This window comes from Ruegeria sp. I1 (genome assembly GCF_056532675.1).
Window position 1 is genome coordinate 182,526 of record NZ_JBQFNM010000005.1, and the last position, 15,853, is coordinate 198,378.

The following is a 15,853-nucleotide window of genomic DNA, read 5'->3' on the forward strand; positions in this document are numbered from 1 at the left end:
ATGCTGATTCACTGCAGCTTTTTCAACGCAAGCACAGCGTTCAAGCCTCCAAAGGCAAAAGCATTGCTGAGCGCGACCTCAACCTTGGCCTCGCGCGCTTCGTTTGGTACCACATCCAGCGCGCATTCCGGATCAGGTTCTTCATAGCTGATCGTCGGCGCGATGACTCCGTCCCGCAGTGCCATGATACATGCCAACAGCTCGACCGCTCCAGTGCCGCCGATCAAGTGGCCGTGCATGGATTTCGTGGATGAGATCATCAGATCATCCGCATGCGGCCCAAACACATCGGCAACGGCCGCGCATTCGGTTTTGTCATTCGCAGCCGTCCCAGTGCCATGCGCGTTGATATAGCATACGTCGCTGGCGTTCAGTTTCGCATCCGCCAAGGCCCCCGCCATCGCGCGGGATGCGCCCTGTTTGCTGGGCATGACGATATCGGATGCATCAGATGACATGGCAAAACCCACGACCTCGCACAGGATGTCGGCGCCACGTGCGCGGGCATGGTCGTATTCCTCGAATACAAAAATGCCAGCGCCTTCACCCTGCACCATTCCGTTGCGGTTGGCGCTGAAGGGGCGACAGGCATCCTTGGACATGACCCGCAGCCCTTCCCAGGCTTTCACGCCGCCGAAACACAGCATGGATTCGGACCCACCGGTGACCATGGCAGGCGCTGCTCCGCTACGCACCATCTGAAAGGCCTGCGCCATCGCATGGTTCGATGACGCGCAGGCGGTCGAAACGGTAAAGCTTGGGCCCTTAAGGTTGTGTTCCATCGACACGTGGCTGGCCGCGGCATTGTTCATCAGCTTGGGCACAACAAAGGGGTGCACGCGGTTCTTGCCGTCTTCGTAGACCGACCGGTAATTGTCATCCCAGGTCGAGACGCCACCCCCAGCCGTACCCAGAACCACGCCAGACCGGGCCGCCAATTCACCATGGAATTCGATCCCCGATTGGTCGATGGCCTCTTTCGCGGCGGTCAGAGTGAATTGTGTAAATCGGTCATACAGAGACATCTGTTGGCGGTTAAAGCGCCCTTCGGCCTCGAACCCGCGCACCTGCCCGCCGATCTTGATGGCCAGGCGATCCACGTCGCGAAACTCCAGCTCAGAGATCCCGCAACGCCCCTCGCGCATGGCTTCCAGCGTGTCGGGCACTGAATGGCCCAGCGAATTGATAGTACCTGCCCCGGTAATGACGACCCGTTTCATTGTTCCGGGTCAGACCTTTTCCGATACAAGCTTTTCGATGCCCGCAATGATTGCGGCCACGTTCGAGATGTCGAAATCATTCGCTTCGGGCTCATTGGCATTGAAGGGCACCGAAATATCGAACTCTTCTTCGATGGCAAAGATGCTTTCGACCAGACCCAGGCTGTCGATGCCCAGATCCTCCAACGTGCTGTCGGGCGTCACATCCGATGGCTCCAGCACGGCCTGCTCTGCAATGATTGCGATGACGCGGTCGCTGATGCTCATGTCGATCCCCTGATTATCAATCTGAGGATGATTTAATCACTCGGGGCCTGTTTGGAAACAGCCTTTTTGAGTGCCTCGACGTCGCGTGCCAAGCGCGGCAAACGGCGTTGTGCTTTGTAGATCTCGGTATGGGTGTCCATCTTGATGCCCGGATAGCCCATGATGACGCGCCCCGCAGGCACATTCGACAGAATTTTCGTGCCGCCCCCCGAGATCACGCCGTCGCCGATGAAGATATTGTCGACAACCCCGGTCTGGCCGCCCAGCACCACGTTATTGCCAATCTCGACCGAGCCCGAGACGCCGGTTTGCCCACATAACAGGCAATCCTGCCCCACGCGCGTGTTGTGACCCACATGCACAAGGTTATCCAGTTTCGATCCGTCACCGATGCGCGTGTTTCTGATTGTGCCATTGTCCACGGTACAGTTCGAGCCGACCTCGACATCATCACCGATCTCAACCGCGCCCAAAGAGTGAATCCGCAGCCAGCTTTGCGCTTTGGCCTCGCCCTGATCGCCCATGGTTTTGCGTGCGTTTTCAGCGCCCGACACCTCAGGTGTGACAAAGCTGAACCCGTCGCCGCCAATCCGAGCACCCGGTTGGGCGATAAAACGATCTCCGATTTGGGCGCGGGCACCGATGCTGACCATTTCGCGCAGCAGTGCCTGTTCGCCAAGAACGGCGTCGATCCCAATCGTGCAATGAGCGCCAATGACTGAGCCTGCACCGATCCGAGCGCGGGCGCCTACAACTGTCAAAGGCCCGATTGAAACATCCGCGCCAATCTCGGCCGTTGGATCGATCACCGCAGATGGATGAATGCCGGGTTCAACCCCCTGCCCGCGATCCAGCATCGATGTGATCCCAGCCATGGCCATACGCGGACGTTTTACAAAGATTGCAGCCTGCAATCCCATTGCCTGCCAATCTGCGCCTTCCCAGAGCACCGCCGCGCGCGCCATACCACCGGTCAGAGCGTCGGCATATTTCGGGGACATTGCCATAGCCAGATCCGTGGGTCCGGCATCGCCCGGTTCGGCCGCTCTGTCGATCGTCAAGCCGGTGTCGCCCTGACACTTCGCACCAAGGCTGTCGGCGATTTGCTGGATGGTATATTGCATGACGGGCGTTCCCTTTGGCAGGATTTGCCCCTGTGCTTATCCCTGAACGTCCGGCAGGACCACCCCTGCCTTTTGCAGCGCCGCCCAAATCTTGACATCACGGTTATAGACGTCACGGCGATACTGAACCTCACCTTTCGGGCCAACATAAGCCGTGCGGTAGATCAGATGCACTGGAACTTTCTGATCCAGGTCCACTTTCGTCTCTTTGCCGCTGTTCAGCACACGGTGGAAGAACGCCTTTGGGTCTTCCTCCTGTATAGCCAGCAGCGCATAGGCGAACTCGAAAGGTTGCGCCAGTCGGATACACCCGTGTGAGAACGCCCGCACTTCACGCGCGAACAGGGATTTCTGAGGCGTATCATGCAGATAGATGTTGTACTTGTTGGGGAACATGAACTTCACCAGCCCCAAAGCGTTGCTCTTGCTCGGGGGTTGCCGCATCGCAAACGGGAAGTTGCGTGCCGTGAATTGCGTGAAATCCACGGCCCCACGGTTGACCTGACGGCCACTGCGATCTGTGATCTGGATATGCCCGACAGCATTCGGGTTTGATTGCAGCTTGGGCAGATATTCCTTGGTGATGATCGAGCGTGGCACATACCAGCTGGGGTTGATCACCATATGCTCCATCTCGTCCGAGAACTCGGGGCTGCGGCGATCATGTACGTTTTTGCCGATCACGGCGCGGGTTTCGAACGTCACCTGCCCGTCATCCACGATCTTGGCTGAGAAATCGGCCTGATTGACAAGAATATGACGCTCACCGCGTTCGCGTGGCAACCACCGCTCACGTTCAAGCGCGACATGAACGGCTTTTAGCCGGTCTGATACCGGGCGGTTGATCTCGGAGATGGTACCCTTTCCGGCAACCCCGTCGGGTTCCAACCCATGATCGATCTGGAACGCGCGAACGGCAGCAAGCATGGCGTCGTCATAGCTCGGGCTCGCGGTTGGCTTCAGATACCCCATCGTCACCAAGCGGTTGCGCAGTTTGACCACTGTGGCACCCGTGTCGCCGAATTCCAGCTTGGTCACGGGAACAGTTGGCCCCCAACCGCCCTGATCCAGCAGAGCTTCCAACGCCAGTTTCTGTTTCATCAATGACCGGTATTGACGCGTTTGGGGTGCAAGCTGATTAAAATAGTCAGCCCCTTGGGCGTTTAACTGTCGCAAATGCGCTTCGGGGCTGCGGCGCTCGACCTTACGAACAAGTCCGTCATCAATGCTGGCCGGGCGCAGTGCCCCGGCATAAAGATCGTCGGCATAGTCCAGAAACAGGGTGGTTAATTCAGCTTCAAGCGCGCCAAGATCCCGCACCGAACGTGCCGTGCGCATCTGGTCCATCAGAGCGTCAACATCATAGCTCGCGGATGGCAACCCATGCATATGGCTGCTTGACAAAGCTTCAATCAAAGCGGCGCGACGATCGGCATGATCTTGCGAAGGACCCACCCAAACCGGCGCATAGCCGTTGGACCGGTAAAATACCGCGACATCGTCTGACGTTGGCATATGTTCAGCCACTGCCATTTGAAACGCAGTCCCCTGCATCGCGTCAGAGGCGGTATTGGCCATCGCAGCCGTTGCTGCGAAACAGGTTGTCAAAAGGATACTGGTACTGGTCCGAAATACAGAGAACATGGGATGCCCTTGGTTATTCAATAGCTTGCACAGATGGGAATGTGCCGAACCAATATGATTTTGGGAACAGGTCGTTGTCTATTCACAAATACCTTATCCTTGGTCTTCTTTTGCGGCTGATGCGCGATTGCATCGCGGCGATGCCAAAACCCCTCAGTCGTGCGAAAAATATGCGAAAAATCTCAGTTGCGCGAAAAACTGCCGAAAATTCCCCCTTGTTCTGCTGAAAATCAAACAAAACTTGGCCCTCGAATCTGTTTGTGCCATAAATTCGCCATCTGGGATGGGAAATATTAAGACAGCGGACGTAACATCGTTCGCAGGCAGGATACAGTACGGGACGAAACTGAAATGACCAAGAGCAGTACATCGGGCTTGACCCGGCGTGCCCTATTGGGCGCATTCGCGGCAACGGCGGTCGTAGCCGCACCGACCTATTCCAATGCAGCAGGATTTCTTCGCGGTGGTGGCGATGTTCGTCGCATTCGCATGTATTCCGGTCGCACAGGCGAACGGATCGACATGATATATTGGGTTGACGGCAAATACATCAAGGATGCTGTCAAAGAAGTGAACCACTTCATGCGCGACTGGCGCACCGATCAATCCAAAAGCATGGACCTGCGTACCATCGACATCATGGCGGCTTCACACAATCTTCTGGATGCAGACGAGCCCTATATGCTTTTATCGGGTTACCGCTCCCCTCAAACCAACGCAATGCTGCGCTCAAAATCCCGTCGTGTGGCCCGGAATTCGTTGCACATGCAAGGCCAGGCCGCCGATTTGCGCCTGTCGTCCCGTTCGGTATCGCAAATGGCCAAGGCCGCGATGTCCTGCCGCGCTGGTGGCGTAGGGCAATACTACCGGTCGAACTTCGTACACATGGATTGTGGTGTCGTTCGAACCTGGCGCGGTTAGTCTACCTGCCAAACCCAAACGTCCCGAACCCCCGCAGATCGTCTGACGGGGGTTTTGTTTTGCCAAAACTTTCGGGCGGATTAACCCGCTGCCTAAATCTCAATGAAATATGGCGCACCTGAGAGGATTCGAACCTCTGGCCTCTGCCTTCGGAGGGCAGCGCTCTATCCAGCTGAGCTACAGGTGCCTTGGCCGTTAGCTAACGCTGATCCGGTCCGGGTGCAACTGGAAATCTTTGTCCCCGGGGATCGTTTCAGGCAAACAAATCATGCGCCAGTTCAAGTGCTTCGATCAGAGTATCGACTTCATCGGTGGTGTTATAGAGGCCAAAGCTCGCCCGACAGGTTGCCGTTACACCCAGATGATCCATCAGCGGACCCGCGCAGTGATGACCGGCGCGCACAGCAACGCCTTTTTTGTCAAGGATGGTCGAGACGTCATGCGCATGCCCTGCCCCGTCCAGCGTAAAGCTGAAGATCGCAGCCTTTTCCGGACGCGTTCCCTGAACCTGTAGCCAGTTCAACCCGTTCAAACGCTGCATGGCGTAATCGCGTAAGTTGGCTTCGTGGGTGGCGATGTTCTCCACCCCCAGATCCATCATATACTCCAACGCTGCACCCAGACCGATGGTTTGCACGATACCAGGGGTTCCAGCCTCGAATTTCATGGGCGGATCATTGTAGATGACCTGATCTTTGCTGACCTCTTTGATCATGTCACCGCCGCCGATGAAGGGGCGCATCTCGGCCATGCGGTCGGATTTGATGAAAATCGCGCCCGATCCTGACGGACCGTACAGCTTGTGGCCGGTGATAGCATAGAAATCACAACCGATCTCATCAATATTGACCTGCATATGAACCGCGCTCTGGCTGCCATCCACCAGCACCGGAACACCTTTGGCATGGGCGCCTTCGGTGATCGCTTTGACATCCACCACCGTGCCCAAAACGTTCGAACAATGCGTGATCGCAACCAGTTTGGTCTTTGGTCCAATCGCATCGAGCACCGCTTGAGGGTCCAGCCCGCCATCAGTATCGACATCAACCCATTTCAGAACAACGCCCTGCCGTTCACGCAGGAAATGCCAGGGCACGATATTCGCGTGATGCTCCATCACGCTCAGGACAATCTCATCCCCAGCCTCAAGCCGGGGCATGGCCCAGCCATAAGCCACCAGGTTAATCCCCTCGGTGGTGCCCGAGTTCAGAACGATTTCATCCTCATTGGCGACACCCAGAAACCGTGCGATGGTGCCGCGCACGTTTTCATAGTTCTCGGTCGCCAGATTCGACAGGTAATGCAGCCCGCGATGCACGTTCGAATACTCATGTGAATAGGCCTGCGTCACCGCGTCAATCACAACCTGCGGTTTCTGCGCCGAGGCCCCATTGTCCAGATAGGTCAGTGGCTTTCCATTCACCTCGCGCGACAGGATCGGAAAGTCAGATCGGATTTTTTGCACATCATACATGAGGTGATCTTTCTAGACGGGTGCCGCAGGGGCGAACATCAGGACGAAGGGAACCGCAACCAAAGCGGACAGCAGCACGACGGCAAAGGATTTCCAGAGCGAGCCGAACTGATGCGCCTCGTTCAGGAAATGCAGTGTGATATAGAGGCTCAGTATTGCTGTGGCGAACAACAACAGTGCCATGAAGACCGGAACGGTCAGGCTCAGGATCAGTGTCCCCATCAGGGCGGCGATCTGAAGGTATTGCAGCCAGATCGTCAGGATCATCATGTCGTCAAATGTAGCTGTACCCCCCAGCAGGCGGCCAACGAACAAAAACGCCAAGATGCTCAACATCATCGCGCCGGCCGATCGGATCAGAACCAAAGGTACGCTATCGATCACCGGGCCGGTTTCGCCGTCGCCCACGGGAACGGACAGATCAATACCCAGCTGGATCAGGCAGTTGAGGACAACCGCCAGAAAGAAAGTCAGCCAAAGAACTTCTCGCCCCGGTTTCAGAACCAATAGCTGTTTTGCCGCTTCGGCGGGTTTCCTGATTGTCAGAACCGCCAGTTGACCCAGATGAGGAACATTCATTCTGCTGACCTTTGCACTTGCCTTAACCCGGATAACCAGAACCAGAAAAAGACAGCAACCCAAATCAGCCCAACCAAGGTCAAAGCCGGGCCTGGACCGATGAATCCGGCGACTAAGCCATTCAGCAACACCAGCGGAGCCGAAGATAGCAATGCCCAGAATAACGCCAACCGCGCGCCATAGGGCGTGCCATTGCCGCCCATCATGCGCGCCGCCCAATGCGACAACAGCGCAATCGTGTAGAAACACAGTGGCAGAATAAAGACAGAGCCCATCAAGGCCCCGCCCAGAAGCATATTCAGTTCGACACCTTCAATATGGGCACGGCGCGCAAGGCTGGGCATCTGCGCGATGAAGGCGACAATGCAGAAGGCCATGACGAAGATCAGCGCCCGGTCTTCGCGCGGCCCCATATCCAGAAGCCGGCGCACAACGCGCCCCGGCCCCCGATATGTGGCAACGATATCTGATGACACCGGCATCAGCTACGGCGGGCCAGCCACCCTTCCAGCCGGCTGACCAATGCCTCGGCCAGGGCGCTGTCTTCGACCTCGTCCACGGCTTCAGCCAGAAACGCCAGCGTCAGCATGTTGGTCGCGTCTTTCTCTGGAACCCCGCGCGAGCGCAGGTAGAAAAGCGCGGTTTCGTCAATCGCGCCAGAGGTCGACCCGTGCGAACAGGCCACATCGTCGGCATAGATCTCAAGCTCGGGTTTCGCGAGGAACTGACTGTCGTCATCCAGCAGCAGCGATTGGCTGATCTGATAGCCGTCGGTCTTCTGGGCCCCTTCCTTGACAAGGATCTTGCCCTGAAAAACACCGGTCGCGCCGTTGCGCAGCACCTTCTTGAACACCTGACGACTTTCGCAACTCACCGCATCATGGGTGATGAACACCGTGTCATCATGGTGGAAATCTCCATCACCGACACAGGCCCCGGCCACATGCGCGACCGCATCATCGCCCGTCAGTTCGATGATCTGTTCATTGCGCGTCAGAACGCCGTTCACGGTCAGAGTGAAGGATTTGTAGACCGAATCCTGCCCCAGCCGGGTGAACATATGCGTCGCCGCGCGACGTTCGTGATCACGACCCTGCGCACGGACATGATGCAGGGTGCCGGTATCTGCAATGTCGATTTCCATGCATTTGTTAAAGCGCGAGGCCGCAGGACCCGTTTCCAGGATGGTCGCCTCGGCCCCGCTTTCGACGCGGACCACGTGATGCAGAATCGCGTCCGATGTCGGCGATGCATGACGATAGATCAGGTTGATCGGTTTCGATGGTTTACCGGTCACATGAATGGCTACCCCATCCGAGGCAAAAGCCGTGTTCAAAGCGGCCAGAGGGCGCTGTACCGGCACCTGACCACGCGCTTCCAGAACGCCATACAGGTCCTTGGCCCAGTGGATATCTTTGCAGCAAATGTCTTCTAGCCGGTCTATGCTGACACCTTCCAGCGACAGATCATCGGACTCTTCAGCGCTGAACACACCGTCGATGAATACGATCTTCAGGCTATCGAATTCATCAAAGATCAGCGCTTCATCATCTGCAAAAACAGCCGCAGGCAGCGCCGCTGCCGCGACCAGAGTATCGGGCTGTGTGTATTTCCAGTATTCGTCGCGGCGCCCCGGCAGACCTGTTTCCAACACACGGGCCAGCGCATCTTCGCGGGCCGCGCGGGTGCAGCCTGCATCGGGCATGGTCAGCGCGGCCAGCCGCGCCTCGGTTGCGGATTGTTTGACTTCGGGCAAGGCCATCAGTTCACCTCGGCAAGAATGTCGGAATAGCCGTTGTTTTCGACCTCAAGCGCCAGCTCGGGCCCTCCGGTTTTGACGATACGGCCGTCTGCCATGATGTGCACGACATCGGGTTTGATGTGATCTAGAAGGCGCTGATAGTGGGTGATGACCAGGAAACCACGGCCCTGATCGCGCAGCGCATTCACACCTTCAGCCACCAGTTTCATCGCATCCACGTCAAGGCCTGAGTCGGTTTCATCCATGATGCACATCTTGGGTTCCAGCATCGCCATCTGCAGGATTTCGTTGCGTTTTTTCTCACCACCTGAAAAGCCCACATTGACCGGACGTTTCAGCATGTCGGCGTCGATCTTCAGGGTTTTCGCCTTGGCGCGTACCTCTTTCAGAAAGTCCGCGGCAGATAGCTCCTCTTCACCGCGCGCTTTGCGCTGGGCGTTCACGGCGGTGCGCAGGAAGGTCATGTTGCCGACGCCCGGAATCTCAACCGGGTATTGGAAGGCCAAAAACACACCCGCAGCGGCGCGTTCTTCGGGTTCCATCTCCAGAAGATCTTCGCCATCGAGTGTGGCAGTGCCTTCGGTGACTTCGTAACCATCCTTGCCCGACAGCACATAGCTCAGCGTCGACTTGCCCGAGCCGTTCGGCCCCATGATCGCGTGTACCTTGCCAGCTTCAACCGTCAGGTCCACACCTTTGAGGATTTGCTTGTCTTCTTCTTCAAGCTGTACTTGCAGGTTCTTGATTTCCAGCATGTTTTGTCCTTTTGCGTATCGCAAGGGGTCGCAAGACCCGAATTTGTTCTGAATTCTGTGAAAGGCGGGATTAACCTACTGATCCTTCGAGGCTGATGGCCACCAACTGCTGGGCTTCCATCGCAAACTCCATCGGCAGCGCCTGCAGGACGTCCTTGCAGAACCCGTTGACCACAAGGGCCACAGCCTCTTCCTCGTCCATGCCGCGCTGACGGCAGTAGAACAGCTGATCGTCATCCACCTTGGATGTCGTCGCCTCGTGTTCCACACGGCTGGAGTTGTTCTTGACCTCGATATACGGAACCGTATGCGCGCCGCATTTGTCGCCAATCAGCAAGCTGTCACATTGGGTGTAGTTCCGGCTGTCCTTGGCCTTCGGGTGCATCGAGACAAGCCCACGATAGGTGTTCTGTGCCTTACCCGCGCTGATGCCCTTGGACACGATGCGCGACTTGGTATTCTTGCCCAGGTGAACCATCTTGGTGCCGGTATCGGCCTGCTGATAGTTGTTGGCGATCGCGATCGAATAGAACTCACCCTGGCTTTCCTCGCCGCGCAGGATGCAGGACGGGTATTTCCAGGTCACGGCGGACCCAGTTTCGACCTGTGTCCACATCACCTTCGACCGATCACCCCGGCAATCGGCACGCTTGGTCACGAAGTTATAGATGCCGCCTTTGCCGTTCTCATCACCGGGGAACCAGTTCTGAACGGTCGAGTATTTCACCTCAGCATCTTCCTCGACGATGATCTCGACCACAGCCGCGTGCAACTGCGCGGTGTCACGCTGAGGTGCAGTACAGCCCTCCAAGTAGCTGACATAGCTGCCTTTGTCGGCGATGATCAGGGTCCGTTCGAACTGACCGGTGTTTTCTGCGTTGATGCGGAAATAGGTGCTCAACTCCATCGGGCAGCGCACACCGGGTGGGATGTAGACGAATGATCCGTCCGAGAACACGGCAGAATTCAGCGTGGCATAAAAGTTGTCCGAAACCGGAACCACGGTGCCAAGATATTTCTTGACCAGCTCAGGATGTTCTTTGATCGCCTCGGAGATCGAACAAAATATGACGCCCGCGGCCTTCAGCTCTTTCTGAAAGGTTGTCCCGACCGAGACGGAGTCAAACACCGCGTCGACAGCAACTTTGCGCCCCTCGGCTGGCGCGTTTTCAGCGCCTTCAACACCCGCCAGAATCATCTGTTCTTTCAGCGGGATACCAAGCTTTTCGTAGGTAGCCAGCAGTTTGGGATCGACCTCATCGAGCGACTTGGGTTTTTCCTCCATCGATTTCGGACGGGCATAGTAGTACTGGTCCTGAAAGTCGATCTCAGGATAGTTGACCATGGCCCATTTCGGCTCATCCATCTTGGTCCAACGCTCGAAGGCCGACAGACGCCATTCAGTCATCCATTCGGGTTCTTCGTTTTTTTCAGAGATGAGCCGCACGATATCGGGGTTCACGCCTTTGGGCGCATACTCCATCTCGATATCTGTATCCCAGCCGTATTTATAGGTGCTGACCTCGCGCACCGCATCCACGGTTTCTTGATCGACACCTTCTTTCACCTGGGTCTGGTCCAAAGCGGCCATTGCTTCCTCTCCATCAGATCACGCGGCGCGCGCGCGATGCTTTTTCTCTTTATCCAGCCACGTTTCAGCAAACCGCAGCACATCTTCATTTGTGGTCCGAGGGCCAAGCGAAACGCGGATTGCGCTGGCTGCTGTTACCTCGTCATAGCCCATAGCCGTCAGCACAGCACTGGCGCGCACCTTGCCGCTGGAACAGGCCGAGCCCGCGCTGATCGCAAAACCCGACAGATCCATCTGCATGACCTGGGTTTCACCTTTCCAACCGGGTGAGGCGAAACACAATGTGTTTGGCAGGCGCTTCTGACCTTTCCCGACAAAAATAGGTGATTTATTTCCGGCCTCAAGAGCATTTTCTAGAATATTTCTAAATTCTTCAATCTGCTCCCAAACACCATTGGCCAGGTCGCGCGCTGCTGCTTCAGCTGCGGCCCCGAACCCTGCTATTCCAATGACATTTTCCGTGCCTGAACGCCGTCCCATCTCTTGCCCGCCACCTTTGATCTGGGCTGCAAGATCGGTGCCGCGCTTCATGACAACAGCACCAACACCCTTGGGCCCGCCCAGTTTATGCGCTGAGATCAACGCCATCTGAACGTCCATCCAGTTAAATGCCACCGGCAGCTTTCCAAAGGCCTGTGTGGCATCCGTCACGGCCAGTCCCGAAGGAAGAGTCTGAACAATACCCGTTTCGGAATTGGCCAACTGAAGCGTTGCGTTGGCTGGATCGGGTAGATCAACAAGACCCGTTTCGTGAACCGGAACATCTTCTTTGATCCATGACCTTACGGCATCATGCTCAATTGCTGCTCCATGCAGTCTTCGACCAGCAAGCGCCAACGCCGCGCCTTCGGTCGATCCTGAGGTAAATACGATATCCGCCCCATCGGCCCCAAATGCGGCGGCGATCTGCGCCCTTGCACGTTCGATCAACGCTTTGGCTGTACGGCCTTCGGCGTGCACCGATGACGGGTTCCCGCAGACCTCCATCGCCGCAATCATCGCGTCCCGAGCTTCGGGCCGCAATTGTGTAGTGGCGTTATGATCGAGATAGACGCGAGTCATGGATACATCTTTTGTCAGACACTAAACAGGCAACCGAGAATCGAAGCCCTATTCATCAACAAGAGCAAATAAGCTGGGCACAGCAGGACATGGGGCGAGATCGTTCTTGATCACATCTGACAAGCGGGTCTGATGCAGGAACACATAGACATGTGCGCTCATGCTTTCCCAAAGACGATTGGTCAGGGATTGAGCGCGGCTGCCAGAAGATGCCCCAGAGGCACCCGCGCCCTTGGACAAGGCGTCAACTGTCTCATCAACGGCCGACAGAACCTCGACGACACGGATTTCGGACGCGGGCCGCGCCAGACGATAGCCACCGCCGGGTCCTCGAACAGACGCTACAAGTTCAGCCCGGCGCAGTTTGACAAATAACTGCTCAAGATAGGGCAGCGAAATGTCCTGTCGTTCCGATATCTCACCCAGCGTGACCAACTGATCCGAGGGCTGCAGCGCGATGTCGGCCAGCGCAACCATGGCATAACGGCCCTTCGTCGACAGCTTCATTGGCATTCCCTCATGGCAAGATACACGCGAAATCATTGACGCCGCCGCCGCCAGTGCGTATCTCCGACGGGCAGCGACAATACGCGCCGCTATTAATTAGAACCGTTCTAAGGTGCCCGACGATTATCGTCAAGTATATCCGGGCTCGAAGAAGAAAAAGACAGGACCAAAGCACACATGCCCGAGGTGATTTTTCCCGGACCCGAAGGCCGCCTGGAAGGCCGCTACCACCCGCAAAAGGAAAAAGACGCTCCGATCGCCATCGTCCTGCACCCGCACCCGCAGTTCGGCGGGACCATGAACAATAAGGTCGTCTACAACCTGCATTACGCATTCTACAACATGGGCTTTACCGTGTTGCGCTTCAACTTCCGCGGCGTGGGCCGAAGCCAGGGCGAGTATGACCAGGGCTTAGGAGAATTGAGCGATGCGGCATCGGCGTTGGATTACCTGCAGTCGATGAACAATAACTCGAAACACTGCTGGGTGGCGGGGTTCTCGTTTGGCGCATGGATCGGGATGCAGCTGCTGATGCGTCGACCCGAGATCACGGGCTTTATCAGCGTCTCGCCCCCAGCCAATATGTATGATTTCTCGTTCCTGGCACCCTGCCCGTCTTCTGGCCTGATCATTAACGGCTCATCCGACCGTGTTGCGCCGCCGGCAGACACCACATCACTGGTCAACAAACTGCACGAGCAGAAAGGCATCACCATCACCCATACCGAGGTTGAAGGCGCCGATCACTTCTTCCAGGATCGCCACATGGACACGCTGATCACCGATGTCAGCGACTATGTGAAACGCCGCCTGACCGAGACCACGCGCTGATGTCAGACACCATCACAAGCCTCGCTGCCAAATTGGCCGAGGATACGATGAAGGTTATGGATGAAACCGGCGATGATCGATTCTTTGTCGAAGTTGGCGAAGTGCTTGGCGCGGCTTCTCAATCGCTGGAAGAGGCGTTTCTGACTGAAATTCGCGTGCGTCTGGCCGAACGCAAGGCCCGCGCCTTCGTCATTAAACGCCTCAGCACCCACCGCTCCAAAGTGAAAGCCATCGAAAAACAATGACGGATCGACTGTCGGCTCAAATCGCGTTTCTGAAACAGGCCGACAGGTTAAAAACGGTAGAACGCGCCAATGTTCTGCTGGATCAATCGCGCCCCGAAAACTCGGCCGAGCACAGCTGGCATCTGGCGCTTTGGGCGTTGGTTATGGCGCCTCTGGCTGCACCTGAGGTCTCGATTGACCGGGTCATCCGGATGCTGCTGCTCCATGATCTGGTCGAGATCATCGTAGGCGACCATCCTATCCATCTGGATACCGACTGGCAGGCGGTGGCGGAGGCCGAAAAACGGGCGGCGTCACAGCTCTTTGGCCTATTGCCGCCCGATCAGGCACAAGAGTTTCAGGCGCTTTGGCAGGAATTTGAAGGCGATCAGACGGCAGACGCCCGCTTTGCCAAGATACTGGATCGCTGCCAGCCCCTGTTTCAGGTGCTCTGTGCAGATCAGCCCCAGCCCGCGCATATCGAGATTGCAAAGGACAATATGGACGGCGGGCGCGTCGCCTATCTGGCCCAAGCGTTTCCTTTGGCCTTCGGCCACGCAAAGGCCCTGTTGACTAGGGCAACCCCAGACACAAACGCATTTACCACGCGGCTTCCGTTCCTGTCCGAGGCCGACCAACTGAAAACCGTTTTGCGCGCCTCACGTCTCATGACATCGGACAGGTTCGAAAACTCAGCCGAGCATTCCTGGCACATCATGCTCTATGCTTGGGTGCTGTCGGAACATGCCGAAACCGATATTTCGGTTGCGCGGGTGCTGCGTATGCTTTTGCTGCATGACATTGTAGAAATCGACGCCGGCGATCACCCCATTCACGGTCACGTGGATCACACGGCACAGGCCGCAAAGGAAGAGGCTGCCGCACAGCGGCTTTTCGGCTTGTTGCCCGCAGCGCAGAACGCCGAATTTTCTGATCTGTGGTATGAATTCGAAGCGGCTGAAACAGCGGATGCGGTATTTGCCAAAGCAGTTGACCGCTACCAAACGCCCATCGCCAATCTGGAAACTGGTGGTGGATCGTGGGTCGACTATGACGTGACTTATGCGCAAATCGAAATGCGGGTTCGGCCTGCAATTGAGACTGGCGCGCCTGCCCTATGGCGTTGGCTGCAGCCTCAATTGGCCGCGTATTTCCAAACCCAAGTCACAGTGGACGCCTGACACATAACGGAAAAAAGGAGCCCAAAGGCCCCTTTTCCCCTTACCGGATCAGATCGGCGCTCAAATCACGCTACCATCCAACTTTTGAACCATACTGGCTGCATCAGTATCGACGGACCCCCCGCCAGCAAGCCACCCAAGCGCCACGATAAGAAACGCGGCAAGAATCACAGTTTTTGCAAATAAAGTCATAAAATACACTCGGTAACAAAACACCAACAACGGCGCAGATGTTACACGATCACGTGTCTACCTAAAGTCAGGTATACCTGACCCGGTAGTCAGCGCCATGACCGGCTTGCTTGAATCCCCTTGCCTGCCAGCCTGATTCCGTGCTCAAGCTGACCCGGCCTATGCAAGACTAAGGTTATGACAATGCCCAAAGCCTACCTGATCCTGTTGATCGCGGTTTTTGCAGAAACGGTTGGGACAACGGCATTGCAGGCCAGCCAGCAGTTCACGCGATTTTGGCCTTCGGTTCTGGTCGTGATTGGCTACGGGTTTGCATTCTACCTGCTGGGGCTGACACTGAAGTACATGCCTGTGGGCATTGTTTATGCCATCTGGTCCGGCCTTGGCATCTTCTTCATCGCAATCATCGGCTTTGTCGTCTTTGGGCAGAAACTGGACATCTGGGCGATCCTTGGTCTGTCGTTGATTCTGGCCGGGATTTTGATCATTCACCTGTTTTCAAAGACTGCAGGCCACTGA

17 protein-coding genes and 1 tRNA gene are annotated in these 15,853 nt (G+C 56.5%); 5 read left to right on the forward strand and 13 right to left on the reverse strand.

Annotated features, from left to right (window positions below; translation table 11 throughout):
• Positions 1–8: 8 nt before the first annotated feature.
• The 4 genes from ACR0DH_RS11505 to ACR0DH_RS11520 are packed head-to-tail and all read right to left on the reverse strand — an operon-like array spanning position 9 to position 4,255.
• On the reverse strand, positions 9–1,220 hold the full coding sequence (locus ACR0DH_RS11505) for a beta-ketoacyl-[acyl-carrier-protein] synthase family protein (RefSeq protein ID WP_170536688.1): 1,212 nt from the start codon (positions 1,218–1,220) through the stop codon (positions 9–11).
• A 9-nt stretch (positions 1,221–1,229) separates the two neighbouring features.
• Positions 1,230–1,487 (reverse strand): acyl carrier protein, encoded by a 258-nt coding sequence (locus ACR0DH_RS11510; protein WP_170536685.1) that lies wholly within the window; start codon positions 1,485–1,487, stop codon positions 1,230–1,232.
• A 32-nt stretch (positions 1,488–1,519) separates the two neighbouring features.
• Positions 1,520–2,611: a UDP-3-O-(3-hydroxymyristoyl)glucosamine N-acyltransferase gene (lpxD, locus tag ACR0DH_RS11515; protein WP_480549169.1), complete on the reverse strand. Its 1,092-nt coding sequence runs from the start codon at positions 2,609–2,611 to the stop codon at positions 1,520–1,522.
• A gap of 36 nt (positions 2,612–2,647) precedes the next feature.
• Entirely contained in the window at positions 2,648–4,255 is a 1,608-nt protein-coding gene (locus ACR0DH_RS11520) for a L,D-transpeptidase family protein (RefSeq protein ID WP_480549167.1), read from the reverse strand.
• 351 nt (positions 4,256–4,606) lie between these two features.
• Between ACR0DH_RS11520 and mepK the strand changes: the two genes are divergently transcribed.
• Entirely contained in the window at positions 4,607–5,176 is a 570-nt protein-coding gene (mepK, locus tag ACR0DH_RS11525) for a peptidoglycan L,D-endopeptidase MepK (RefSeq protein WP_480549165.1), read from the forward strand.
• 110 nt (positions 5,177–5,286) lie between these two features.
• Here mepK and ACR0DH_RS11530 read toward each other — a convergent pair.
• The 9 genes from ACR0DH_RS11530 to iscR all read right to left on the reverse strand — a co-directional run bounded on the left by ACR0DH_RS11530 (position 5,287) and on the right by iscR (position 12,906).
• A tRNA-Arg gene (locus ACR0DH_RS11530) sits at positions 5,287–5,363 on the reverse strand.
• A gap of 66 nt (positions 5,364–5,429) precedes the next feature.
• Positions 5,430–6,650: a cysteine desulfurase gene (locus ACR0DH_RS11535; protein ID WP_480549163.1), complete on the reverse strand. Its 1,221-nt coding sequence runs from the start codon at positions 6,648–6,650 to the stop codon at positions 5,430–5,432.
• A gap of 12 nt (positions 6,651–6,662) precedes the next feature.
• Positions 6,663–7,229: a YIP1 family protein gene (locus ACR0DH_RS11540; RefSeq protein ID WP_353007668.1), complete on the reverse strand. Its 567-nt coding sequence runs from the start codon at positions 7,227–7,229 to the stop codon at positions 6,663–6,665.
• A complete protein-coding gene (locus tag ACR0DH_RS11545; RefSeq protein ID WP_480549161.1) occupies positions 7,226–7,711 on the reverse strand; it encodes a YIP1 family protein in 486 nt (161 codons plus the stop codon). Before ACR0DH_RS11545 ends, ACR0DH_RS11540 begins: the two co-directional genes overlap by 4 nt.
• Positions 7,711–8,991, reverse strand: a complete 1,281-nt coding sequence (locus ACR0DH_RS11550; RefSeq protein WP_480549159.1) for a SufB/SufD family protein — start codon at positions 8,989–8,991, stop codon at positions 7,711–7,713. Before ACR0DH_RS11550 ends, ACR0DH_RS11545 begins: the two co-directional genes overlap by 1 nt.
• On the reverse strand, positions 8,991–9,746 hold the full coding sequence (gene sufC, locus ACR0DH_RS11555) for a Fe-S cluster assembly ATPase SufC (protein WP_480549157.1): 756 nt from the start codon (positions 9,744–9,746) through the stop codon (positions 8,991–8,993). The genes ACR0DH_RS11550 and sufC overlap by 1 nt, the downstream gene beginning before the upstream one ends.
• 70 nt (positions 9,747–9,816) lie before the next feature.
• On the reverse strand, positions 9,817–11,337 hold the full coding sequence (gene sufB, locus ACR0DH_RS11560; protein WP_480549155.1) for a Fe-S cluster assembly protein SufB: 1,521 nt from the start codon (positions 11,335–11,337) through the stop codon (positions 9,817–9,819).
• Between the two features lie 18 nt (positions 11,338–11,355).
• On the reverse strand, positions 11,356–12,399 hold the full coding sequence (locus ACR0DH_RS11565; protein ID WP_480549153.1) for a cysteine desulfurase family protein: 1,044 nt from the start codon (positions 12,397–12,399) through the stop codon (positions 11,356–11,358).
• Between the two features lie 48 nt (positions 12,400–12,447).
• Complete coding sequence (iscR, locus tag ACR0DH_RS11570; protein ID WP_353007674.1) at positions 12,448–12,906, reverse strand: Fe-S cluster assembly transcriptional regulator IscR; 459 nt, start codon at positions 12,904–12,906, stop codon at positions 12,448–12,450.
• A gap of 177 nt (positions 12,907–13,083) precedes the next feature.
• Between iscR and ACR0DH_RS11575 the strand changes: the two genes are divergently transcribed.
• From ACR0DH_RS11575 to ACR0DH_RS11590, 4 genes are all read left to right on the forward strand, one after another.
• Positions 13,084–13,737 carry an alpha/beta hydrolase gene (locus ACR0DH_RS11575; RefSeq protein ID WP_480549151.1) on the forward strand — a complete coding sequence of 218 codons (654 nt, stop codon included), beginning with the start codon at positions 13,084–13,086 and terminating at the stop codon, positions 13,735–13,737.
• Positions 13,737–13,982 (forward strand): hypothetical protein, encoded by a 246-nt coding sequence (locus ACR0DH_RS11580; protein ID WP_353007675.1) that lies wholly within the window; start codon positions 13,737–13,739, stop codon positions 13,980–13,982. The genes ACR0DH_RS11575 and ACR0DH_RS11580 overlap by 1 nt, the downstream gene beginning before the upstream one ends.
• The gene (locus tag ACR0DH_RS11585; RefSeq protein WP_480541375.1) at positions 13,979–15,142 is read left to right on the forward strand and encodes an HD domain-containing protein; all 1,164 of its coding nucleotides are present in this window, start codon (positions 13,979–13,981) and stop codon (positions 15,140–15,142) included. The genes ACR0DH_RS11580 and ACR0DH_RS11585 overlap by 4 nt, the downstream gene beginning before the upstream one ends.
• 375 nt (positions 15,143–15,517) lie before the next feature.
• Positions 15,518–15,853: an SMR family transporter gene (locus ACR0DH_RS11590; RefSeq protein WP_170536604.1), complete on the forward strand. Its 336-nt coding sequence runs from the start codon at positions 15,518–15,520 to the stop codon at positions 15,851–15,853.